This window comes from Pseudomonas sp. TE3644 (assembly GCF_056278815.1).
Genome location: NZ_JBWBQF010000001.1, coordinates 963098 through 986508, shown reverse-complemented (window position 1 = coordinate 986508; position 23411 = coordinate 963098). Strand labels below are relative to the sequence as shown.

The window sequence follows — 23411 nt, the reverse complement described above, 5'->3', positions numbered from 1 at the left end:
TTCCTACTGCAATACGAAGTTAGTGAAAAGCAACTGGTCGATGACCGGCTTGCCGACTTCTTTCTGGGCCACGGCCTGCACCGCCGCCGTGGCTTTCTGGCGCAGCATCTCCTGGCCCACCGGGGTGGCCAGGGTGGCGAAGTTCTCGCCGGAGAACATCATCACCAGGTCATTGCGGATGACCGGCATATGCACCATCAGGGCATCCAGGTCAGTTTTGTCGCGGGCCTGCATGGTCAGGCTGACCTGCATGTAGCGGTCGCGGCCGTCCTGCTTGAAGTTGACCACGAACGCCGGGGTCAGCGGCTGATACAGCGCCGGCTGCTTGCCAGCAGGGGCTGCGGCGGCAGCTTCGGCCGGCTTGGCCTCGGCGCCTTTGTGCAGGAAGAACCAGGTAGCACCCACGGAACCACCAATGACCAGCAGCAGCACCACCACAAGAAGAATGATCATCTTGAGCTTGCCTTTACCTGCGCTGGGTTCTTTCTCTGCTGCTTCGCTCTTCGCCATGCCAATAATCCGTCACTAATCGGGGGGTTAACACTCACCTGCACAGGGTGGAGCAAGTGTTATGCCAGATTTGTCGGGATTTTCACAAAGCCGGGATCTTCGGTGAACGCAAAGGCCAGGCTGCGCTGGCCCCAATGCCCACCCAATCAGGCGTAGTAATCGATCGCGCTGGTGCCGACGATCACCTGCTGCACGGTCGGCTCGGCCGCCAGCGGCGAGGCCGCCGCCACACCGTCCAGGCTGTCGCTGCCACTGGTGCCGCGGCTGGTGCGCTGGCCTTGCTGCGCCTGGTCCTGGGAGGACTGGCGCGACTGGTCGGAGACGTTCACGTCAAGCTGGCCCATGCCCTGCTCGGCGAACATGTCCTTGAGCTTGCCCTGCTGGCTTTCCAGCGCTTCACGCACGTGCAGGTGGGCGCTGGTGAAGGTCACGGCGGTGGCCTGGTCGGGGCTCATGTCCACGCGGATGCTCAGGCGACCCAGTTCGGCCGGGGTCAGCTGGATGTCCGCCGACTTCAGGTTCTGGCTGGACAGGTACATCACGCGGTTGACCACGCCTTCGGTCCAGCCACTCTGGTTCATCGCCAGTTGCGTGGTGGGCGCCTGCACGGGAGTGGCCGCAGCGGTCTTGGCCGTCGGCGCGTCGGTCATGGCCGCCAGGCGATTGGCGAAATCGTCGATACGTGTGTCGGCCGTGGCACCTTTGACGTTTTTCAGACCTTCCTCGATCTGGCCGCCGAATGCCTGGTCGCTGACGTCGCTTTCACCCGAGGCCTTCTGCTGCACCACCATGGCGGCAAGGCCCGTGGCAAAACTTTGGTCCGTGCCGGCGTTGACGTTGCTGGCCGCCTTGTCGTCGGTCTGCGCATGGGCCGAGGTGGTGCCCTGGGCCTTGGCGCTTTGCTCCAGCGCCAGGCGCAGGGCAGGCATGTTGGCCAGCGGGTCGTCCTTGGACGGATCGAAGCTGTCGGCCTCGGTGCTGGCGGTGGCGTCCTGCGCCGGCGCAGGGGTCGGCACCTGAATCAGGGCGGCGGTCTGCGCAGGGTCCGGCACAGGCGTGGGCTGCTGCGCCTGAAGCTGGGTCAGGTCCGGCGTCGGTGCCACGGGGGTGGTCGGGTCCTGGGGGGTTACGGCAACCGGGGTGGCGTCGGTGGACGTGGCATCGGCGACCGCATCATCATCCTGATCATCGTCCTTGGCCTTGTCGGCCTTGTCGCTCTTGGCCGTGCTGTCGCCCTTGTCCGCCTTGGCGGTCTTTTGGGCAGGCAAATCCTTGCCGCTACCGGCAACCGCGGGCTTGGTGGCGGCAGTATCCTTGTCGCTGGCAGTCTTGCTCTTGGCTTGGCTGGCGACCTGATCCTGCCGGCTGGCGGCCTGCTGATGGTCCGCCACCGTGGACTTGACCGTGGTGGGCTGGGACTGCTTGGCATACACCTTGGCGAAGTCGGAAGACGTGTCCTTGGCGGGCTCGGCGGTTTTGCTCAGGCTGGCTAGGGTGCTGGCCTGAGTGCTCGCCGTGCTGCTGAGCTGCAAGAGAGGGTTTGACGCGACTGACATTGACAGGTCTCCGCTGCACTGAAATCGGGGGTACAGGTGCAGGGTTGGTAGCAAGAGTCGGGCCAGATGTAAAAAATTCGATACTTTGCAGACGATTACCTTGTAGCCGCTGCCGCCAGGCTGCGCTGGCCCTGTGTACCACTGCAGATCTTCAGGGTTCACACCGGCCAGCGCAGCCTGACGGCAGCGGCTACGATATCAGCAGGGAAAGCGCTGGCGCTCGTCGCGGTAGAGGCGGCGCACTTCGGCGAATTCGTGGTCGATGCGGTTGACCAGGTCTTCGATGTCGTTGAGTGGCGGGTGCTTGACGCGCTCTTCCAGCTGGCGACAAAGATCCGCCAGCTGCAGGGCGCCCATGTTGCTGCTGCTGCCCTTGAAGCTGTGGGCAGCCTGGCCCAGCTGATGCGGGTCGGTGGCCTTGTGCAATTCGTTGAGGCGCACTTCCGAGTCGGTCAGAAAAGTATCGAGCAACAGCGGATACTCCTCCTCCATGACTTCCTGCAACGCGCTGAGCACGTCGTAATCCAGATGCTGGTTGGACACTTGTTCGCTCCTTGATCAAGCCTGGGATTATGCCAGAGCCTCCCAGGAAAATTCCACGCAGGCGCTGCGTCCGTCGTCAGACCACTGCGCACTGTCGCTCAATTGCCTGATCAACCGCAGCCCTCGCCCGGAAAGCCCTTTGTCCTCCAGGGGCCGCGACATCACCTGACGCGCATCGAAGCCGTGACCGCTGTCCTCGACATCGATGATCAGCCGCCCGCCCCGGCCCTCGGGCTGCACCAGGAAATGCAGGCGTACATACCCGTCGGTCAACTGGCTGAGGCGGGTATTGCGTTGTTCATAGTATTGCGCAAAACCTTCGGCGTCGCGCTTGAGATTGGAATCCAGGCCCAGCACCCCGTGTTCCAGGGCATTGGAGTACAGCTCCGACAGCACGCTGTACAGCGCCCCGCTCTGGGCTCGCAGGCCATGGATTTCCTGCAGCAGTTGCAGCAGGTAGGGCAAGGGGTTGAAGCGCTTGAGGGTATCGGCGCGCAACTCCAGGCTCATGGACCAGTTCAGCGGGCTGGACGCGCCGCTGTCGGAATAGACCAGGGCCGGCTGTTCGAGCGTGTCGGGCTCGACCATCTTGACCTGGACCATGCTGACGTCGTCGCGCGACTCGCCGCGGAACTGCTTGAGCGCTGCCTGGATGTCCTCGAACAGCAGGTCCGGGTCCTTGTTGAGGTCGAACACCCGCTGCAAGCGCTCCAGGCCAAACAACTGATCATCGCTGTCTGCGGTGTCGATCACCCCGTCCGACATCAGGAACAAGCGATCACCAGGCTCCAGGGCAAACACCTCGGTCTTGTCCTGGAAGGTGGCACGCGACAGCACGCCCAATGGCAGGTGGCGCGAACGCAGCGGCACATGCTCGTTCTCTTCGACGCGGTGCAGGTAGCCGTCAGGCATGCCGCCGTTCCACACCTCGACGATGCGGCGCTGGAAGTTGAGGTTGAGCAGGGTCGCGCAGCAGAACATGTCCACCGGCAGGATGCGTTTGAGCTTGGCGTTCATCTCGCGCAGGATCTCCGGCAGGCCGTAGCCCTTGGCGGTCATGCCGTAGAACACTTCGGCCAGGGGCATGGCGCCCACCGCCGCCGGCAAGCCGTGGCCGGTGAAATCGCCCAGCAGCAGGTGCATGCCGCCCGACGGTGTGAACGAGGCCAGCAGCAGGTCGCCATTGAACAGCGCGTAGGGCGACTGCATGTAGCGAATATTGGGTGAGCTGAGGCAGCCGGAATGGGCCACCTGATCGAATACCGCCTTGGCCACGCGCTGCTCGTTCAGCAGGTAGCCGTGGTGGCGGGTAATCTGGTCGCGCTGCTCCAGCACCGTCGCCTGCAGGCGACGCAGACGGTCCATGGCCTTGATCTTGGCGGCCAGGATTACCTGGTTGTAGGGTTTCGCCAGAAAATCGTCACCACCGGCCTCCAGGCAGCGCACCAGCGCCTGCTCTTCGGTCATGGAGGTGAGAAAAATGATCGGCACCAGCGCCTCGCCGGCCAGCTCCTTGATTTGCCGCGCAGCCTCGAAGCCGTCCACCACCGGCATCATGGCGTCCAGCAGCACCAGCTGCGGACGGCGTTCGGCGAATACATCGATGGCTTCCTGGCCATCGCTGGCGGTCAACACGCGGTGGCCTTGTCTGCGTACGATGCTGGACAGCAACATGCGGTCGGTCATGTTGTCATCGGCGATCAGTACGGTCAGCGGTTCACTGGCCGCGAGCATGTTCATTCGATCTCGAACAACTTGTCGAAGTTGGAAATCGCCAGGATTTTCTTGACGTCACTGTTGCTGTTCACCAGCCGCACCTTGGCCGAGTCGCCGCCAGCGTGGTCGCGCAGCAGCAACAGCATGCCCAGGGCCGAGCTGTCGAGGTAGGTGGTGTTCTTCAGATCGATGCGATAGGCCTTGGGCTTCTCGTTCACACGCTCGTAGGCGTTGCGAAAGTCCTGATGGGAACCAAAGTCGAACCGACCATTAATGCTGATGGTCAGCTCTTTTCCCTGGGCGGAGTAGTCAGCGTTTACGGCCATGTACGAAATTCCTTTAAATTAGCCAGCTCCGTACAAGGTTTAGCATCGTGGACGGCCACCGGCAACCTGCGGCTTGACAAATAATTGGCTAGAAACTGGCCTGGCGCGGCAAACGCTGGGACAGTTCGTCGAGCAGCTTCTGCTCGCGCTTGTCCTCCAGCGCCCGGGCTTCATCGATGTAGCGCTGTACCAGCTTGCGCAGCCCCTCTACCCGCGCGTAGGCCTGTTGCCAGGTGACCCGCGCGTTTTCGAGGTTTTTCTGGTGCCAGGCCAGGCTCTGCCTCTGTTGGGCAACGGCAGTTTCCAGTTGGTTCAAAAAACGCTGGTAGTTCATCAGCCATTGGCCGGACACACCCTTGCTGCCGTAGGTGTGCCACTGGGCCTGGTAGTCCTCGCGATAGCGATCGAGCTCTGCAAGTTTGGTTTCGGACAGACGGACCTGGCCCTGAAAGTGCCCCAGCCGCTGGGCGGCGGTGCGCTCGGTCTTTTCGGCCATGTCCACCACCGGGGCCAGGCGGGCTGCGCGACTGATCGCCATGGCCTATCAGCTCGGCGCGACAGGCTTGAACACGGCAGCCAGGCGCTCGCTGCTGGCGGCCAGGCTTTCGTTGTCATCCAGCCCTTGGCGCAGGTAGCGCACCAGGGTGGGGTGCAGGTTGATCGCCAGGTCCGTCTCGCGGTCGCCGCCGGGCACGTAGGCGCCCACGCTGATCAGGTCGCGGCTTTGCTGGTAGCGCGACCACAGCTGTTTGAAGTGCTGGGCCTGGCCCATGTGCTGCGGGCTGACCACGCTGGGCATTACCCGGCTGATCGAGGCTTCGATGTCGATGGCCGGGTAGTGCCCCTCCTCCGCCAGGCGCCGCGACAGCACGATGTGGCCATCGAGCACGCCCCGCGCCGAGTCGGCGATGGGGTCCTGCTGGTCATCGCCTTCGGACAGCACGGTGTAGAAAGCGGTGATCGAACCACCGCCGGCCTCGGCGTTGCCGGCGCGCTCCACCAGCTTGGGCAGCTTGGCGAACACCGACGGCGGGTAACCCTTGGTGGCCGGCGGTTCGCCGATGGCCAGGGCGATTTCCCGCTGGGCCTGGGCGAAACGGGTCAGGGAGTCCATCAGCAACAGGACGTTCTTGCCCTTGTCGCGGAAATATTCGGCGATGCGCGTGCAGTACATGGCCGCGCGCAGTCGCATCAGCGGCGCTTCGTCGGCGGGCGACGCCACCACCACCGAGCGCTTGAGGCCTTCCTCGCCCAGGATGTGCTCAATGAATTCCTTCACCTCGCGGCCCCGTTCGCCGATCAGGCCGACGACGATGATGTCAGCCTCGGTGAAGCGGGTCATCATGCCCAGCAGCACGCTCTTGCCCACGCCGGTACCGGCGAACAGGCCCAGACGCTGGCCGCGGCCTACCGTCAACAAACCGTTGATGCAGCGAATGCCCACGTCCAGCGGCTGGCTGATGGGGTCGCGCTTGAGCGGGTTGATGGTGGGGCCGTCCATGGGCACCCAGTCTTCGGCCTTCATGCCGCCCTTGCCGTCCAGCGCGCGGCCGGCACCGTCAAGAATACGGCCCAGCATGCTCATGCCCATGGGCAGGCGGCCGGTGTCGGCCAGCGGCACCACGCGGGCGCCGGGGGCAATGCCCGCCACGCTGCCCACCGGCATCAGGAATACCTTGGTACCGGAGAAGCCCATCACCTCGGCTTCCACCTGCACGGGGTGATAGCTGTCGTCGTTGATCACCACGCAGCGGCTGCCCATGGCGGCGCGCAGGCCTTCGGCCTCCAGCGTCAGGCCGACCATGCGCAGCAGGCGGCCTTCCAGCACCGGTTGTGCCGGCAGGCTCACGGCCGGGGCGTAGCTGCCCAGGCGCTTGGCGAAGCTGGTGCGATCAAGGCGCATCGGGGCCTTCCAGGTCGACGCTCAGGTCGGGTTCGGCGGGGTGCTGGGCCTGCTCGTGCAACTGATCGAACAGCTGCGCCAAGGCCTGGGTAATGCGTGTCTCGATGCTGGCGTCGATGCGGCTGTGCTCTGATTCCACGCGGCAACCGCCCGGCAGCAGCGCGCTGTCTTCCAGGATGCGCCAGGTTTCTTCATGACGCTCGCGCAGGCCCTTGACCTGCTCGAAGTCCTGCGGGTTGACGAAGATCCGCACGTTGCCGGCGCCCATGGGCAGCAGCTTGAGGGCTTCGCGCAGCACGTGCTCGATCTGGCTGGAGTCGGTCTTGAGTTCGCGCTGGATCACCTGGCGGGTGATGTGCCCTACCAGTTCCACCAGGGATTTTTCGATCTGGCTGTCCTGCTCGGCGATGGGGGCCATCAGGTGCTGCATCAGCTGTTCCAGGTTTTGCAGCTTGGCGGCCAGGGCCACTTCGGCCTCCTGGCGCACCTTGAGGGTGGTGCTGTGGAAGCCTTCTTTCTCGCCGGTGGCGAAGCCTTCGTTGTAGGCCTCCTGGCGGATGCTTTCCAGCTCTTCGAGGGTCAGTGGCTGCACTTCTTCAAGCGGCACTTCCTCGATTTCCTCGATCACCGGTTCCGGCTCGGGCTCAGGCTCGGGTATCTCGGGGTCGAAGCTGGGGATGGCCCACAGGTCGAAACCTTGCAGATCCTCGGCGCGAATCAGGTCACTGGGGTGTTGTTCGGAGGGGCGGGACATTGATTATTCCTGATGGCGCCAGAATGCGTTGCACAAAAAAGGACCGCCTTGTAGCCGCTGCCGCCAGGCTGCGCTGGCCCTGACCCACACTGTAGATCTGCAGTGCAAATAGGGGCCAGCGCAGCCTGGCGGCAGCGGCTACAGGGGCTTAGATCATTTCCTCGCCGCCCTTGCCACCCAGCACGATCTCGCCGGCTTCGGCCATGCGGCGGGCAATGGTGAGGATTTCCTTCTGCGCCGTTTCCACGTCGCTGACCCGCACCGGGCCCTTGGCTTCCAGGTCGTCGCGCAGCAGTTCGGCGGCACGCTTGGACATGTTCTTGAAGATCTTTTCCTTGACGTTCTCGTCCGACCCCTTGAGCGCCAGTACCAGCACGTCCGAGGACACTTCGCGCAGCAGCGCCTGGATGCCGCGGTCGTCCACGTCGGCCAGGTTGTTGAACACGAACATGAGGTCTTCGATCTGGCTGGACAGGTCTTCGTCGACCTCGCGAATCGAATCCATCAGCGCGCCTTCCACCGAGCTGTCGAGGAAGTTCATGATATCGGCCGCACGTTTGATACCACCCAGGGTGGTACGTGCCGCGTTGGAGTTGCCCGAGAACTGCTTCTCCAGAATCAGGTTCAGCTCTTTGAGCGCCGCAGGCTGCACGGTGTTCAGCGAGGAGACGCGCAGGATGATGTCCAGGCGCACCTTGTGGTCAAAGTGACCCAGCACTTCACCGGCCTGGTCGGCGTCCAGATAGGCCACCACGATGGCCTGGATCTGCGGGTGCTCAAAGCGGATGACGTCGGCGACGGCGCGCGGCTCCATCCACTTCAGGCTGTCCAGGCCGCTGGTGTTGCCACCCAGCAGGATGCGGTCGATCAGGCCGTTGGCCTTGTCTTCGCCCAGGGCCGAGGTCAGCATCTTGCGGATATAGGTGTCCGAACCGACGCCCAGGCTGGTCTGATCGCCGACGATCTCGACGAACTCGCTCATCACCTGCTCGACCTGCTCGCGGTGCACGTTGCGCATCTGCGCCATCGCCACACCCACTTTCTGGACTTCCTTGGGGCCCATGTGCCGCAGCACCTGGGCAGCGTCGGTCTCGCCCAGGGACAGCAGCAGGATGGCTGCCTTGTCGACTTTGGTCAGTTTGGCGACAAGCGCTTGGTTGTTACTCATCGGCGTTAATCCACTCTTTCACGACCTGGGCCACGCGACCCGGATCTTCGGCCACCAGACTCTTGATTGCGTTCAGCTGAGCATCATAGCCCTCGCTTGGGCTCGGCAGCAGAATACTCTGCGGGCCGCCCAGGGAGACGCGGTCGTTGGCCAGTTCGCCATCCAGACCGCCCATGCCACCCAGTTCCACATCGCCGTCGGCGCCAACCAGGCCTTTGCCCTTGCCGCCGCCGGTGATGTTGTTGAGCACCGGGCGCAGTACACCGAACACCAGCACCAGGATAAACAGCACGCCCAACACTTGCTTGACCACGTCCCAGAACCAGGGCTGCTGGTAGAAGGACACTTCCGGCACCACTTCGCCACGGTCCGGCGAGAACGGTGCGTTGATCACCGTCACGCTGTCGCCACGGCTGGCGTCGAAGCCTACCGCATCCTGCACCAGGCGGGTAAAGCGGCCCAGGTCGTCGGCACTCCACGGGGTGTGGGTGACTTCGCCCTTGGCGTCAGTCTTGACCTGGTCGTCCACTACCACGGCCACCGACAGGCGGGTCAGGCGACCCTGCTGCTGCTTGGTGTGGCTGATGGAACGGTCCAGCTCGAAGTTCTTGGTCGACTGGTTACGCTTGTCGGCCGGGTACGGCGCCAGCATCGGCTGACCGGTGGCCGGGTCCATGATCTGCTGACCATTGGCGTCCAGCAACGGCTGGCCTGGCGGGATCGCCGCCGGCGTAGCGGCTGCTGCCGCACCGGTTTTCTGCGGTGCGCTGGCCGGGTTCGGCGGCTGGTTGCTCAAGGCACCCGGCACGCCGGACGGGCCGCTGCCGCTGGAACGCTGTTCGGTCACCGACTGTTCGCTGCGCAGGGCTGGCTGGTCGGGGTTGAATTGCTCGCTGGTGGATTCCACCGCGCTGAAATCGACGTTGGCCGACACTTCCGCTTTATAGCGGTCGTTGCCCAGCACCGGTTCCAGAATGTTGTGCACACGCTGGGTGAGCATGCTTTCCATTTTGCGGCTGTAGTCAAACTGCTTGCCGGCCATGGTCAGCTCGGAGTCTTGCAGCTGGTCGGACAGCAGGTGGCCTTTCTGGTCCACCACGGCAACGCCGGATTTGTCCATTTCAGGCACGCTGGTGGCCACCAGGTTGACGATGGCCAGCACTTGCCCGGCGTCCAGGGTGCGGCCCGGGTACAGCTCCACCAGCACAGAGGCGGTAGGCTTGCGGTCGTCACGCACGAACACCGAGCTTTTCGGGATGGCCAGGTGCACGCGGGCACCCTTGACGTTGTTCAGGCTGGAAATAGTCCGCGCCAGCTCGCCTTCCAGGCCTTGGCGATAGCGAGCGGTTTCCATGAACTGGCTGGTGCCCAGCGCCTGTTCCTTGTCCATGATTTCGTAGCCGACGTTGCCGTCGCTGGGTGCCACGCCGGCAGCTGCCAGCTTCATGCGCGCACGGCCGATGTCATCGGCCTTGACCAGCAGCGCGCCGGAGTTGGGCTCAACGGTGTACGGAATGTCGGCCGCGTTGAGGGTTTCCATCACTTGCTTGGTGTCCATGCCGGCCAGGCTGCCGTACAACGGACGGTAATCGGGCTGCTGCGACCACAGCACCACGGCAAAACCAATCGCCACGCTTGCAGCCAGGCCGACCAACAGGCCCACCTGACGCAACACGGTCATCTTGGAAATATTCTCCAGGAAAGAAAGGCCCATCAGCGGCGACTTGCCACCGGCTGCGCCACTCTTGGCGGGTACGTTATCCACGACTGCGTCTGCCATGTCTCAATCTCGCCCTTAAACCGGCATCTGCATGATGTCTTGGTACGCCTGAACCAGCTTGTTGCGTACCTGGGTCAGCGCCTGGAACGACACGCTGGCTTTTTGCGACGCGACCATCACGTCGGTGATGTCGACACCGCTTTTGCCGATTTCGAAGGCGTTAGCCAACTGATCGGACGCCTGTTGGGTGTCGCTGACCTTGTTCACCGCATTGCCGAGCAAATCGGCAAAGCTGCTGGTACCGGCCACTTCGGGCGCGGCAGCAGTTTTGCTGGCCCCCATGGCATCGGCCTGCATGGTGCGCATGTCCATAATCAGACGGTTGAATTCAATACCTTGGCTCATGGATCACTCTCTCCGACGGCCCGCAATTTTTTGACACTGTTACAACGGATACAAAGGAGGTAGCAACAAGGGTGCCAGCTCCTGACTTGCATCACGAATTCGTTACAAAACAATCCCCAAGCACACGACCTACCCGTAGCCGCTGCCGAAGGCTGCGCTGGCCCCAGCGTACAATCGAAGCTTCTCGGGTGTACTCGGGGGCCAGCGCAGCCTGGCGGCAGCGGCTACAGGGGCATGCGTTGGGAATGGGATATTCAACTGGCGTACAGGCTGGCCTCGACGTCCATGCCGGCGTCGCGCATCTGCGCCAGCTTGTAGCGCAAGGTGCGCGGGCTGATGCCCAGGCGTTCGGCGGCCTCCTTGCGGCGGCCGCGCTCGGTGCGCAGGGTGTCGATGATCAGCTGGAACTCGCGACGACGCAGGTCGTCGCCCAGGCCACCGGCAGCCTCGGCCGGCAGCGCCGTCAAGGACTCGACGGGGGCCGGCGCGCTGCGCACGATGGACAGCGCAGGCAACGGCGCCGCACCCACAGGCCCTGCCAGGCAGAAGTCTTCGGCCTGGATCAGGCCGCCCTGCTGCAGGATCAAGGCACGCTGAATGGCGTTGTCCAGTTCACGCACATTACCCGGCCACGGGTAACTCACCAGGCAAGCCTGGGCACCGGGCGCCAGGCGCACGGCGGCGTGCTTCATTTTATTGACGTGTTTGGCCAGCAGGCGCTCGGCCAGCGGCAGAATGTCGGCGGTGCGCTCACGCAGCGGACGCCAGGCCAGCGGGAACACCGACAGGCGATAATACAAGTCTTCGCGGAAACGCCCCGCCGCCACTTCGCCGGCCAGATCGCGGTTGGTGGTAGCCACCACGCGGATGTCCAGGGCGATGGGCTTGCGCGCGCCTACCCGTTCCACTTCGCGTTCCTGCAGCACTCGCAGCAGCTTGGCCTGCAAGCCCAGCGGCATTTCGGAGATTTCGTCGAGCAACAGGGTACCGCCGTCGGCCTGCTCGAACTTGCCCGGCTGCGCGGCAATGGCGCCGGTAAACGAGCCCTTCTCATGGCCGAACAGCGTGGCTTCCAGCATGTTGTCGGGAATGGCCGCGCAGTTGATGGCAATGAACGGCTGACCAGCACGGTTGGATTGCTGGTGAATGTAGCGCGCCAGCACTTCCTTGCCGGTGCCCGACTCACCCGAAATCAATACGGTGGAATCGCTGCGTGCCACGCGGGCGGCCAGTTCCAGCAGTTGCGCACTGGCCGGCTCAACCGCCACCGGGCCTTCTTTCTCAGCGGCCCCCAGGCAGCCCAGGGCATGCCGCGCCACCAGGTCCAGCAGGGCCTTGGGCAGGAACGGCTTGACCAGATAGTCGGCCGCACCGGCGCGCATCGCCTCCACGGCGCGGTCGACGGCGGCATGCGCGGTCATCAACAGCACCGGCAGTTGCGGCTGGCGCGCGCGCAACTGGCACAGCAACTGATGGCCGTCCATGCCCGGCATATTGACGTCGCTGATGACCATGCCGAAGACCTCGCTGGCCACCGCCAGCAAAGCATCTTCGGCGCTGCCGACCGCGCGGTATTCATAGCCGCCCAGCTCCAGGGTATCGCCCAGCGCTTCGCGCAGGGCCCGATCATCTTCAACCAGCAGGACCTTGATGGCCATCAGCGTTACTCCTGCACCGCACGGGCATGGATCATGGGCAGCGTCACCAGCGCACAGGTACCGCGCCCCAGGCGCGAGCGAATCACCAACTCGCCCTGGTGGGCGCGGGAAACCGCCTTGACCACGGCCAGGCCCAGGCCGGTGCCGGTGGTCTTGGTGGTGAAGAACGGCTCGCCCAGGCGCGCCAGCACGGCCGGCTCGATGCCGCTGCCGTTGTCGCTGATCGCCAGGCGCAGCTGGTGATCGCGCGCATACAGGTGAATCTTCAGGTGGACCTGGCCCTGGCTGGACTGGATCGAGTTCTCGATCAGGTTCAGCAAGGCGCCCACCAGGGTGTCGCGGTTGCACAGCAGTTCGCCGCGAGGGCAATCGAACTGCCAGCGCACCGACAAATCCTGCACATGGGTATGGGCCGCCGACTGCAGGGCCTTGAACAGGGCCGCGGGCGTCAGGCGGTCGCTGAGCGGCAACTCGCCGCGGGCGAACACCAGCATGTCGCGCACTTGATGTTCCAGCTCGTGCAGGCGCTCCTTGAGGCGCCCGGCAAAGCGCTGCTGGGTTTCCACCGGCAGCGCCTGCTCCGTCAAATGGCTGGCGTAGAGCAGCGCGGCCGACAGCGGCGTACGAATCTGATGGGCCAGTGACGCCACCATGCGCCCCAAGGACGAGAGACGCTCGTGGCGCGCCAGCTGATCCTGCAGACGACGGGTTTCCGTCAGGTCATTGAGCAACACCAGTTGGCCCGGCTCGGCGTCCAGCGAGCGGGTGGCGATCGACAGGCGACGGCCATCCTTCAGGGAAATTTCATGGCCATCGTCTTCACGCGGCGCAAAGCAGCGGGCAATCACCTGGCGCCACAACATGCCTTCCAGGGGCTCGCCCAGCAACTGGGACGCCGCCGGGTTGGCTTCGCGCACCACGCCCTGGCCGTCGATGACGATAACGCCACCAGGCAACGAGTGCAGCAAGTGCTGCAGGCGATTAGCCAGGCGCTCTTTCTCGGCCAGTTCGGCCATGCGCTGGGCGCTGACCACCGCCAGTTCGCCCTTGAGCTCTGCCACCCGGGCTTCGAGCATGCCGTAGGAATCGCTGAGCTGGGTGGACATCTGGTTGAACAGCGCAAACGCCTGCTCAAGGCCAAGCCGGCTGGCCTGTTCAACGCAGGGCTTACCCTCGAGTTCAGGGTCAGTGGTCATGGGGGCGGCCTGTGGCATCGTGATCTCTCGCGTGGCATACCGTCATAAATGGGTATCGTGACGGGTATGTAGCAATCGTCGTGCCGAATCATTTTGTGCGCCGCTTCACAGGGGCAAAGATTGGAATCATCCTTGATACAAATCAAGGAAAGGCAATATAGACGGGGGGTTGAGCGAGGAAGAGAAGTGCGGGGAAGGATACAAAACAAGTTCACCGGCGCATCCCTGCGCCGGTTAGCGGAACTCAAGCGTCAATCATCTGTCTGATCATCGCCCTCACGGCGGCTCATGCCGTACTTGCGCATCTTCTCCACCAGGGTGGTACGACGGATACGCAGGCGCTCGGCCGCACGCGCGACAATACCGTTGGCGTCATCCAGCGCCTGCTGGATCAGCCCCTGCTCCAGGCCACCCAGGTAGTCCTTCAGGTCCAGGCCCTCGGGCGGCAGCATGGCGCCGGTGGTGAAGTCCGGCGTATGGCCGTTGATGGCCACGCGCTCTTCCAGGTCGCTGCGCAGGCTGTCGACCAACTGCTCGTCTTCATCATCCACGTAACGGAATTTCTTCGGCAGCTCTGCGACGCCGATGACGCCGTACGGGTGCATGATCGCCATGCGTTCGACCAGGTTGGCCAACTCGCGGACGTTGCCCGGCCAGCCGTGGCGGCACAGCGACATGATGGCGGCGGAGTTGAAACGAATCGAACCGCGCTTTTCGTGCTCCATGCGCGAGATCAGTTCATTCATCAACAGCGGAATGTCCTCGACGCGTTCGCGCAGGGGCGCCATTTCGATCGGGAACACGTTCAGGCGGTAGTACAGGTCCTCACGGAACGTACCCACCTCGATCATGCTTTCCAGGTTCTTGTGCGTGGCAGCGATGATGCGCACATCGATGCTCTGGGTCTTGTTGCTGCCCACGCGCTCGAAGGTACGCTCCTGCAGCACGCGCAGCAGTTTGACCTGCATGGGCAGCGGCATGTCGCCGATTTCGTCGAGGAACAGGGTACCGCCGTTGGCCAGTTCGAAGCGCCCTGCCCGGCTGGTGATGGCGCCGGTGAAGGCGCCCTTCTCATGGCCGAACAGTTCGCTTTCCAGCAACTCGGCAGGGATGGCCCCGCAGTTGACCGGCACGAACGGCGCGTCGCGGCGCTTGGAGTGGTAGTGCAGGTTACGCGCCACCACTTCCTTGCCGGTGCCCGACTCACCCAGGATCAGCACGCTGGCGTCGGTGTCGGCCACCTGTTGCATCATCTGGCGCACGTGCTGGATGGCACGGCTGGTGCCTACCAGGCTGCGGAACAGGTTGGGCTCGCGCTGACGGCCACGCTCGCGGGCCTGGTCGTACATCTCGCGATAGACCTGGGCGCGGTGCAGGGAGTCCAGCAGCTTGCTGTAGCTGGGCGGCATTTCCAGGCTGGAAAGCACGCGCCGGCGCAAGTCTTCTGGCAGCTCGGCCGTGTTGGTTTCACCTAAAAGCAATACCGGAAGGAACTCATCCCAGCCGGCGATGGTCTTAAGCAATCCTTGAAGGGTACCGGGGGCATTCACGGTCCCGACAAGGACGCAAAGCACTTCCCGATTCGACGACAACGAATCGACCACCTGCTGCCAGTCGGTACTGGTGCAGGGCAAATTTTCTTCGCCGAGAAAATTGAGTATCACCGCCAGGTCCCGGCGGCGAACGCTATCGTCATCGATTAGCAGAATTTTGGTTTCACGCCACATGCAATAGCAACTTCCCTAGTCAACTCGATGCCCTTTACGGGCAAGCTAGACGTCAATTCGCCGTTTACGGATGGTAGACGCCTGAAGAAAGTAAACAGCTACTAGTTAAGTCAAAAAAGCGAATACAGTCAAATTTATGGCGCATTACTTCTGATCAACCGAGCAAATTAACGGAACAGATGGTAAACCTTTGCAGCGTTGTGCGCATGTTTCAGTTGTGACATCTCGTCGACTATTGCCTTGCGCTCACCCCTGCTGACCTCCAGCAACTGCCGATACACAGCCAGCAGACCCTCGAGCTTGCTGCGCACTTCGCCTTCATCTTCCGGCTTTTCGGTGGCCAAGGCATCCACGCAGGCGCGGCACTGGCGGTCCAGTTCGCGGATGGCTTCCCAGTCCCGGGCGGCCAGCGCATCGGTCAGGGCGTGGCTGGTGTGTTCAATTCGTTGCAGCGCACTCATGTCGACTTCCTCGGACATTGGCTTTACTCAACTGTAGCAATGGCATCCCAGCCACTCTTGACGGTAATCAGCAGGCGGGCGACTTCGTCGATCATGTCCATATCGTTTTTGCGATTGGCTTCGCCCAGGCGCTGCATCATGTAAGCGTACAGCGCATCCAGGTCCTGAAGCGAGGCCGGATCACCGCCACTCTTCTCAGGATCCAGGCCGGTACGCAAGCCACCGATGATTTCGATGGCCCGGCTGATCATGACGCCCTTCTGCGCAATCTGGCCACGGCTCATCGCACCCTTGGCTTGCGCCAGGCGATCGAGCCCGCCTTCCATGAGCATTTGCACCAGGCGGTGAGGGCTCGCCTCGGAGGTCTGCGCCACAGAACTGACCTTCTGGTATTGGCGAAGGGCTTTCATGCGATTCATGTTGCTTCCTCGTTACACGTCAACAGTGATGTGTGTTGCATGACCATTGTGTCGACTGGTCCGCAAAAAACTTTAGGGCGCCTGGGCGCCAGCCTGAAAACGACAAAGCCCGGGGTGTCGAAAAACGACGCGCCCGGGCCCTTTGCAGCGGTATGAATCAGTCTGACGAGCTGGAGTTCAGCGCGTTCAGGGTGGTCATCACGCTGGAGCTGGTGGCGTTGAGCTGGGCTACCAAGGTGTCCATGGCCGTGTATTTGGCGGTCAGGGTAGTGGTCAGCGTGGTCATGCGCGAATCGAGGTCGGTCTGCTGATCATTCAGATCGCTGGTAGTCGCCGCGTATTGCTTGATGCGGGTCTCGAGAATGCCGCCGGTCTGGGTATACGGCGTGATGACCGAGGTCAAGCGAGTGAGCAGGCCACTGGTACCCACGAACAGACCGGCAACGTTGCCGGCGTTGGTGGTCATGGCCGTGTCCCAGTCGGTGTCGCTCATCAGCAGGGTGCCGTCGGTCTGCGTGGTAACGCCCAACTGCGACAGGATGCTCAGATTGCCGCTGGTGGTGCTCGTCTTGGTCAACTGCCCCTGGATGGCCGCCAGCAACGAGCGCATCCCCGAGTCACCCGTCAGCGCGCCAGCGGTGGTGGTGGCTGAGCTACTGGTACTCTCGGTGGCGCCGGTGGCGGTTACGGCTGTCTGCGCGGTCACTGCCAGCATCAACGCGTTGTAGGCACTGACGAAAGTGGTGACCGACGTTTTCATGTCGTCGGTGCTGGAGCCAACGGTGATCGCTGTCGTGCCGGTGCCGGTCAGGTTGATGGTAACGCCACTTACCGCAGTCGTCAGCGAGTTGCTGGAGCTGGTCATGCTGTCCAGCCCATCAATCGAATACTTCGCGTCCTGAGGCAGAGTACCGAGATAGCCCGCACTACTACTGGAACCCTTTTGAGTACCATCGATAGCCAAGGCGTCAATACCACTGACCGACAAGCCCGTATTTTCACCAGTCGTGGTCGACGACAGCACCAGGCGAGACGCGCCACTGGAGTCAGTTACCAAGTTGGCCGAGATACCGGCAGACTGCAACTGGCTGTTGATTGCATCACGCACGCCAGACAGGGTGGTGTTTGCCGCCAACGATACAGAGTACGCGGTGCCATCTGCCTGAGTGATACTCAGGGTGGTCGCGGCGGTTGTCATGACAGTCGTTGCACCGCCCGAAACGGCAGCCGTCGTGACCTTGGAGCTGGTGGCAATCTGCGACACGGTCAGGTTATAGGTACCCGCCGCTGCCGTGTTGCTCGACTTCGCGGTCGCGACCGTCTCCAGCGACGAGGTCGCTGCCAGACCAGTGAACGAGTTGACATCATTCAACGCCGCCATGGCGGTAGTGAACGTCTTCAGAGCCTCGTTGACAGTGCTGACTGCAGAGCTCAACGCCGCCGTGGTCGACAGCTGCGCAGTGATCTGATCCTGTTTCGGCGCCTTCTGCGCGTTGACAAGTGCTTCAACGATGGCTGCGGTATCGACACCCGAGCCGATGCCGCTGACGGTGATGCCGCCCGAACTGCTGACCGCGGTCGTGCCAGTAGTGCTGGTCGAGCTCGTGGTGCTGGAAGTAGTGGTCATTGGTTGAACTCCCGTTCAGGCGACTGTCGGCTTTTTGACAAAACGCCTAGAGTAAGCAGATTTCTACAAATTCAATCAAGTCTCGTGCCAACGCACTCAGACCTGCGTATCCAACAGCATACTGTCGGTTTCTTTCAAGTAGCGCGCCAACTTCAAGGCGGCTTCGGTCGGCAGTTGCCGTACCACTTCCCCACTGTCGGTAGCGATGATCTTGACCACTACCTGGTGGGTTGTATCGTCAATGGAAAACCTGAGGCCGCGCTGCGTGGAATCAGCATGGTCCTGCAAGTCCTTCACTGCCTTGTCCAATTCTTCCCGGCTGGGCTCTTGCGTGCTGCTGGTGTCGCTTGTAGCCGTCGCGGTGGCGGTGCTCGCCGCGGGCACAGCGGGCGCGACTGCGCTGGCGGCCGTCGCTTGCGTTGCAACCTGGGGGTAAGACGCGCTCAATTTGACGCTCATGTCCATGTCCGTCACCTCGAAAATGTGAAAAAACGAAAGGGCACTCGTGAGCACCCTTCCGTTTAACTAGCCGTTGCTATTACTGAAGCAGCTTCAGTACAGCGGAAGGCAGTTGGTTGGCTTGCGACAGGATCGCGGTGGAAGCCGACTGCAGAGTTTGTTGCTTGGTCAGTTCAGCAGTTTCAGCAGCGAAGTCAGCATCCTGAATGGTCGAACGCGAAGCGGTAGCGTTCGAAACGATGTTGTTCAGGTTGGAGATGGTGCTGGAGAAACGGTTTTGCTTGGCACCCAGGTCAGCACGAGCGCTGTTGATGGTGGCCAGTGCGGCGTCGATGGCGGAGATCGAGGCGTCGACCGCGCTGTGCGCTGCGTCGTTGCTGGTACCCGAGATCGAAGTCGACGACAGACCCAGGCCGCTGGCCGAGAAGTTGCCGGTCAGGGACAGGGTGATGTGCTGGTCGGAACCAGTCATCGCGCCAACCTGGAATTCCAGAGTCGAAGCCGAACCGTCCAGCAGTTTCATGCCGGTACCGAAAGTGGTCGAAGTCGAGATACGGGTCAGTTCTTCGCTCATCTGAGCGTATTCGGCGTTCAGCGAGGTACGGTCAGCGGTGCTGTTGGAGTCGTTTCGCGACTGAACGGCCAGTTCACGCATACGTTGCAGAATGTTGGTCGACTCTTGCAGAGCGCCTTCAGCGGTCTGGGCGATCGAGATACCGTCGTTGGCGTTCTTGGTAGCCATGGTCAGGCCGTTGATCTGAGTGGTCAGACGGCTGGCGATTTGCAGGCCAGCGGCGTCGTCTTTGGCGCTGTTGATTTTCAGGCCGGAAGACAGACGAGTCATTGCGGTGGACAGAGCGCTGGAAGCGTTGTTCAGGTTGTTCTGAACGGTCAGCGAAGCGATGTTAGTGTTTACAGTCAAAGCCATGACGAAATTCCTCGATGGGTGGGTGCAGCGGCTTCCGGCCCTGGCAACCGCCGGGTGTGGCCTAGAGAACCTTCGTAATAGTTATCGTCGTGATGGGAAGTTGCTTGAGGGCTTTTTTTGAAAAAAAACGCCATCAGTGCGCCTCCCCTTGTAAACCGGGGGTTTCAGCCCCCTCGACGATCCCTTTACCTTGACCCGCCCGCGTATCGACTGTGACACAGATCACATTTTTGCCCGCCCCGGGTCGTCACGGCCCGGAGCTGGGGATTGATGATAGATGAAATTTGGCAATGCGAAATGATTGTGGGACCGGGCGAAGCTCGGGAAGAGGCCAACCAAAATATCGAGTCGTCCGCTTCCCGAGCTTCGCCCGGTCCCACAGGGTGTTTCAGATGTCGCCCTGGCGCATCAGCTCCAGCAATTCATATTCAAGATAATCGGCCAGCGCCAACCAGTTCTGCCCTTCCTGGCACGCCAGCATCTCGCCCAGCACTGCCGCCCATTGCTGCTGCAACGCAGGCGGCGTGCGATCAAACAGCGGTATCAGCGCGCCGAACAATTCCACCATCACCAACGCCGCTTCCACATCCCGCCCCAGGCGGAACAGATGGGCACAGGCAACCGCCGGTTCACGGTATTGCGCAAAACCTCTCATTGGCACCACTCCGCATCGAACTGCGTGCCGGCGATCATCGCCCCGGCACGGCTGGTATTGAAGAACGGCACCTGGGGGTGGCCGGCAATGTAGCGCTCAAGCTCCACCAAATAGCTGCGGAAGTTGAGCTGGGTACGCACGCGCTGGCCGCGACCGTCGAGTACCCAGTGCTTGGCGGCCTGCAACTGCGGCCCCAGGTCGCCATCGCTCCAACCGGCGTGGGTCTTGTCGCCCGGGAAAGCAAAGTCGGCGCCAAACAGCGTCACCTGCCCTGCCCCCATCTTCACGGCCAGGTCCACCGCCGGGTGAATCACGCTGCCGCCCACATAGAGGCTGGCCTTGGGCAGTTGCTCGCGCAGCTGCGCATACACCGGGCTGGCGGAGTAGCCAACGTGACGCGGGCCCCTCCAGCTTTCCAGCAACGACTTCTCCAGCAACGGCAAGTACACCAGCCCCACGGCCTCGGAGCCCTCGGCCGGCAAGTGGCGACTGCTGATGCGCTGATCGATGCTGACTACCAGATCGGGCACGATGCCGTGGGCGAGCAATGGCCGGTAGGCGGTATCAACGCTGATGAAGAAAGGGCGATCCGCTTGCTCGCGCACCGCCTTTAGCTTGGCAAAGTGCTGCTCCAGGCTGGGCCCCGTGGCAATCACGAAAAACCCCCGCCCCGGCTGCGAGCCGAACAGCTGCGCCACGTCGGGGTCGCTGTGCAACAGCGGCAGCGCCTCTTCCAGGCGCCGGGCAATCTCCGGATCCTGGGCGGTGAATTCGCGGTTGTTGAACGCCAGGTGCACTTCGCTGGTCAGCCGGTCGCGAATCCGCGCGTTGTGGTCGTCGGCCAGCACCAGCTCCGAAGGCAGGGCGAAGAACGGCAGGCAGATTTCAGGGTGATCGCCGGCCATCACCAGCTCGACTCGAGGGTCGGCCAGCCAGTCGTCCTGTTCGAGGATTTGCAGCACCAGGGCGAACACGGCGCTGTTGAGGATGTGCACCGTGAGGCGCTGGAGTGCGGGGCGTTGCAGCAGGACGCGCTGCAGGTCGCCCAGGCCGGTGCCGTATACATGAACCTGGGGCGCTTGCTCAGCGATGGTCGCGGCCTGGAGCTGGGCCTCGGCGAGGCGATCATGACGACTGGTAAGCTGCACGCCGCTGATGCTCAGGGTGGTGCCCAGGCCCTCGACCAGCTGTGCAGGCACAGTGTCAGGACTTTCCAGTTGCAGGCGGTCGAACAACAGCGGCCAGCGCGTTTGCAAAAGGTGCGCGTTGCGCTGGGGGATGTCGGTCATGGGAGGCGGCCTTGGTGATACGTTCAGCCCACAAGCGTATCAGAAGGCGAAACCCTGTAGCAGCACAGGGTTGTGGGAGCGGGCTCTGCCCGCGAAGGATACGCCGCGTATCCAGTCAGGACTGCGGCGTTCTTTTCGCGGGCAGAGCCCGCTCCCACAATCACATCAGGTGGGGAATCAGCGATGCAGAATCGCCGAGCCCCAGGACAGCCCCACGCCGAAGCCGCTGATGGCCACGCGTTTCCAGGTCGCGTCCATCACGTGCTTTTCCAGCAGCAACGGCACGCTGGACGATACGGTGTTGCCCGTCTCGACCATGTCCTTGATGAACTTCTCGGGCTTGTCCTCGAAGCGACGCGCCACGGCGTCGACGATGGCGGCGCTGCCCTGGTGGATGCAGAACGCATCGATGTCGTCCGGCGTCAGGCCCGATTCGCCCAGCAGTTCATGCAGGTGCGCTGGCACTTTCAGCAGTGCGAAGTTGAACACCTGGCGGCCGTTCATGAAGAACACGCCATCGGTGACCTTCAGGTGCGGCGCACCCGAACCGTCGGTGCCGAACTTGGCCTTGCCCAGCTGCCATACCGCATCCTCACCCATCCAGGTGGCGGTCGCGGCATCACCGAACAGCATGGTGGTGTTGCGGTCTTCCGGGTCGACGATCTTCGAATACGGGTCGGCGGTGATCAGCAGGCCGTTTTTCAGGCCAGCGGCTTCCATGAAGCCCTTCATCGCGTAGATGCCGTAGACATAACCCGAACAGCCCAGGGAGATGTCGAACGCCGCCACGTGGGTCGGCAGGCCCAGTTTGTCCTGGACGATGGCGGCCGTGTGCGGCAGGCCTTCTTCGTCACCGTTCTGGGTGACGACGATCAGCGCGTCGATGGACTCGCGTTTAAGCTCGGGGTTATTCGCAAACAGAGCATTGACCGCTTCGACGCACAGGTCGGAGGTCTCCTGGCCCGCGTCTTTGCGCGGCAGGAAAGCGGAGCCGATCTTGCCCAGGATGAACTCTTCGTCCTTGGCAAATTTGGCACCCTGGGCGTAGTTATCAACGCCTTCGGAAGGCACGTAACTCGCTATGCTTTTTATGCCAATCATTATGGCTTCCCAATAATAAAGAGCTAAATATCACCGCTCACATGATGGAGGGGCGCCAACAAAACCGGGATTTGCATCACCCGCGAGGGGGCGAAAACAGGCGACGCCGGGGCCATGAGTCATGGCACTGCGCCCACGTCACCCAACATCAGGTTACAGTGGAGATGCCCGTTATGACTCACAGGTCACGTTGATTCAACATGATTTCGCGTTTTTTGGCCATGCTTAAGCGACCGTTCAGTCAATCATTGACCAATCCAGCGCCATGCCGCGGGCCAGAGGGCGGCGTGCCGCACGCCCCAGCACGTTGTCCAGGTGCCGTGGGGCAAGGCCCAGGCCGGGACGAATGGCACGCACATTGTCGCGGGTCAGCGGCTCACCCGCCGCCACGTCACGCACCACGTACAGCGAGCGGCGGTACACCAGCGACTTCTGCTCGGCGGTGGTGGCGCCGTACTGCACCTGGCCCAGGGCCTGCCAGGCACGCTCGGTCTCGGTGACCAGGCTGGCCAGTTCCGCCGGCTCCAGCGAGAAGCTGGCGTCCACGCCACCGGCGCTGCGGTCGAGGGTAAAGTGCTTTTCCACCACGCTGGCGCCCAGTGCCACCGCCGCCACTGCCGCGCCCACGCCCATGGTGTGGTCGGACAGGCCCACTTCGCAGCCGAACAACTCGCGCATATGGGCGATGGTGCGCAGGTGGGTGTTGAGCGGGGAAGCCGGGTAGGTGCTGGTGCACTTGAGCAGGATCAGGTCACGGCAGCCGGCGGCGCGGGCGGCGCGCACGCTTTCGTCCAGCTCGGCGACGCTGGCCATGCCGGTGGAGATGATCAGTGGCTTGCCGGTGGAGGCTGCCTTGCGGATCAGCGGCAGGTCGGTGTTCTCGAAACTGGCGATCTTGTAGGCCGGCACCTCCAGGCTTTCCAGGAAGTCGACGGCGCTCTCATCGAACGGCGAGGAGAACGCCAGCATGCCGTGGCTTTTCGCCCGTTCGAAGATCGGCGCGTGCCATTCCCACGGTGTGTGCGCCTGCTGGTACAGCGCGTACAGCGAGGTGTCGGCCCACAGGCTGTCGGGGTCGCTGATGCGGAACTCGCCCTGGTCGATGTCCAGGGTCATGGTGTCGGCGGTGTAGGTCTGCAACTTCAGCGCATGGGCGCCCGCCTTGGCGGCGGCATCGACGATGGCCAGCGCGCGCTCCAGCGACTGATTGTGGTTGCCGCTCATCTCGGCGATGACAAAGGGCGGCGCGTCGAGGCCGATGGCGCGGTGACCGATCTTGAAGCTGGGCAT

23 protein-coding genes are annotated in these 23411 nt (G+C 62.7%); all 23 read right to left on the bottom strand.

Annotated elements, in window-relative coordinates; all coding sequences use genetic code 11:
* Positions 1 to 3: 3 nt before the first annotated feature.
* A complete protein-coding gene (gene fliL / locus ACZ9GA_RS04480; protein ID WP_457356865.1) occupies positions 4 to 510 on the bottom strand; it encodes a flagellar basal body-associated protein FliL in 507 nt (168 codons plus the stop codon).
* A 146-nt stretch (positions 511 to 656) separates the two neighbouring features.
* Positions 657 to 2066 carry a flagellar hook-length control protein FliK gene (locus ACZ9GA_RS04475; protein ID WP_457356866.1) on the bottom strand — a complete coding sequence of 470 codons (1410 nt, stop codon included), beginning with the start codon at positions 2064 to 2066 and terminating at the stop codon, positions 657 to 659.
* Positions 2067 to 2264: 198 nt separating this feature from the next.
* Positions 2265 to 2609, bottom strand: coding sequence for an Hpt domain-containing protein (locus tag ACZ9GA_RS04470; RefSeq protein ID WP_457356867.1), 345 nt, complete (start codon positions 2607 to 2609; stop codon positions 2265 to 2267).
* Positions 2610 to 2636: 27 nt separating this feature from the next.
* Positions 2637 to 4349: a fused response regulator/phosphatase gene (locus ACZ9GA_RS04465; protein WP_457356868.1), complete on the bottom strand. Its 1713-nt coding sequence runs from the start codon at positions 4347 to 4349 to the stop codon at positions 2637 to 2639.
* A complete protein-coding gene (locus ACZ9GA_RS04460; RefSeq protein ID WP_027981667.1) occupies positions 4346 to 4651 on the bottom strand; it encodes an STAS domain-containing protein in 306 nt (101 codons plus the stop codon). The genes ACZ9GA_RS04465 and ACZ9GA_RS04460 overlap by 4 nt, the downstream gene beginning before the upstream one ends.
* A gap of 88 nt (positions 4652 to 4739) precedes the next feature.
* Positions 4740 to 5189, bottom strand: coding sequence for a flagellar export protein FliJ (gene fliJ, locus ACZ9GA_RS04455; protein ID WP_457356869.1), 450 nt, complete (start codon positions 5187 to 5189; stop codon positions 4740 to 4742).
* A 6-nt stretch (positions 5190 to 5195) separates the two neighbouring features.
* Positions 5196 to 6554 carry a flagellar protein export ATPase FliI gene (gene fliI / locus ACZ9GA_RS04450; protein ID WP_027981669.1) on the bottom strand — a complete coding sequence of 453 codons (1359 nt, stop codon included), beginning with the start codon at positions 6552 to 6554 and terminating at the stop codon, positions 5196 to 5198.
* Complete coding sequence (fliH, locus tag ACZ9GA_RS04445) at positions 6544 to 7308, bottom strand: flagellar assembly protein FliH (protein ID WP_457356870.1); 765 nt, start codon at positions 7306 to 7308, stop codon at positions 6544 to 6546. The genes fliI and fliH overlap by 11 nt, the downstream gene beginning before the upstream one ends.
* Before the next feature lie 148 nt (positions 7309 to 7456).
* Entirely contained in the window at positions 7457 to 8476 is a 1020-nt protein-coding gene (fliG, locus tag ACZ9GA_RS04440; protein ID WP_457356871.1) for a flagellar motor switch protein FliG, read from the bottom strand.
* On the bottom strand, positions 8469 to 10256 hold the full coding sequence (gene fliF, locus ACZ9GA_RS04435; RefSeq protein WP_027981672.1) for a flagellar basal-body MS-ring/collar protein FliF: 1788 nt from the start codon (positions 10254 to 10256) through the stop codon (positions 8469 to 8471). The genes fliG and fliF overlap by 8 nt, the downstream gene beginning before the upstream one ends.
* Positions 10257 to 10271: 15 nt before the next feature.
* Positions 10272 to 10601 carry a flagellar hook-basal body complex protein FliE gene (gene fliE / locus ACZ9GA_RS04430; RefSeq protein ID WP_027981673.1) on the bottom strand — a complete coding sequence of 110 codons (330 nt, stop codon included), beginning with the start codon at positions 10599 to 10601 and terminating at the stop codon, positions 10272 to 10274.
* Positions 10602 to 10855: 254 nt separating this feature from the next.
* The gene (gene fleR / locus ACZ9GA_RS04425) at positions 10856 to 12259 is read right to left on the bottom strand and encodes a sigma-54-dependent response regulator transcription factor FleR (RefSeq protein WP_457356872.1); all 1404 of its coding nucleotides are present in this window, start codon (positions 12257 to 12259) and stop codon (positions 10856 to 10858) included.
* A 5-nt stretch (positions 12260 to 12264) separates the two neighbouring features.
* On the bottom strand, positions 12265 to 13455 hold the full coding sequence (locus ACZ9GA_RS04420) for a sensor histidine kinase (protein WP_457356873.1): 1191 nt from the start codon (positions 13453 to 13455) through the stop codon (positions 12265 to 12267).
* A gap of 251 nt (positions 13456 to 13706) precedes the next feature.
* Positions 13707 to 15182: a sigma-54 dependent transcriptional regulator gene (locus tag ACZ9GA_RS04415; RefSeq protein WP_457356874.1), complete on the bottom strand. Its 1476-nt coding sequence runs from the start codon at positions 15180 to 15182 to the stop codon at positions 13707 to 13709.
* A 167-nt stretch (positions 15183 to 15349) separates the two neighbouring features.
* Positions 15350 to 15643 carry a flagellar protein FliT gene (gene fliT / locus ACZ9GA_RS04410; protein WP_457356875.1) on the bottom strand — a complete coding sequence of 98 codons (294 nt, stop codon included), beginning with the start codon at positions 15641 to 15643 and terminating at the stop codon, positions 15350 to 15352.
* A gap of 23 nt (positions 15644 to 15666) precedes the next feature.
* Positions 15667 to 16062, bottom strand: a complete 396-nt coding sequence (fliS, locus tag ACZ9GA_RS04405) for a flagellar export chaperone FliS (protein ID WP_457356876.1) — start codon at positions 16060 to 16062, stop codon at positions 15667 to 15669.
* 157 nt (positions 16063 to 16219) lie between these two features.
* Positions 16220 to 17689, bottom strand: a complete 1470-nt coding sequence (fliD, locus tag ACZ9GA_RS04400) for a flagellar filament capping protein FliD (protein ID WP_457356877.1) — start codon at positions 17687 to 17689, stop codon at positions 16220 to 16222.
* 96 nt (positions 17690 to 17785) lie between these two features.
* Complete coding sequence (locus ACZ9GA_RS04395; RefSeq protein ID WP_457356878.1) at positions 17786 to 18154, bottom strand: flagellar protein FlaG; 369 nt, start codon at positions 18152 to 18154, stop codon at positions 17786 to 17788.
* A 73-nt stretch (positions 18155 to 18227) separates the two neighbouring features.
* Positions 18228 to 19076, bottom strand: a complete 849-nt coding sequence (locus tag ACZ9GA_RS04390) for a flagellin domain-containing protein (protein ID WP_027981681.1) — start codon at positions 19074 to 19076, stop codon at positions 18228 to 18230.
* Between the two features lie 388 nt (positions 19077 to 19464).
* Positions 19465 to 19731 (bottom strand): hypothetical protein, encoded by a 267-nt coding sequence (locus ACZ9GA_RS04385; RefSeq protein ID WP_457356879.1) that lies wholly within the window; start codon positions 19729 to 19731, stop codon positions 19465 to 19467.
* On the bottom strand, positions 19728 to 21020 hold the full coding sequence (locus ACZ9GA_RS04380) for a motility associated factor glycosyltransferase family protein (RefSeq protein WP_457356880.1): 1293 nt from the start codon (positions 21018 to 21020) through the stop codon (positions 19728 to 19730). Before ACZ9GA_RS04380 ends, ACZ9GA_RS04385 begins: the two co-directional genes overlap by 4 nt.
* Positions 21021 to 21197: 177 nt before the next feature.
* The gene (locus tag ACZ9GA_RS04375) at positions 21198 to 22121 is read right to left on the bottom strand and encodes a ketoacyl-ACP synthase III (RefSeq protein ID WP_027981684.1); all 924 of its coding nucleotides are present in this window, start codon (positions 22119 to 22121) and stop codon (positions 21198 to 21200) included.
* Between the two features lie 237 nt (positions 22122 to 22358).
* The gene (gene pseI, locus ACZ9GA_RS04370) at positions 22359 to 23411 is read right to left on the bottom strand and encodes a pseudaminic acid synthase (RefSeq protein WP_027981685.1); all 1053 of its coding nucleotides are present in this window, start codon (positions 23409 to 23411) and stop codon (positions 22359 to 22361) included.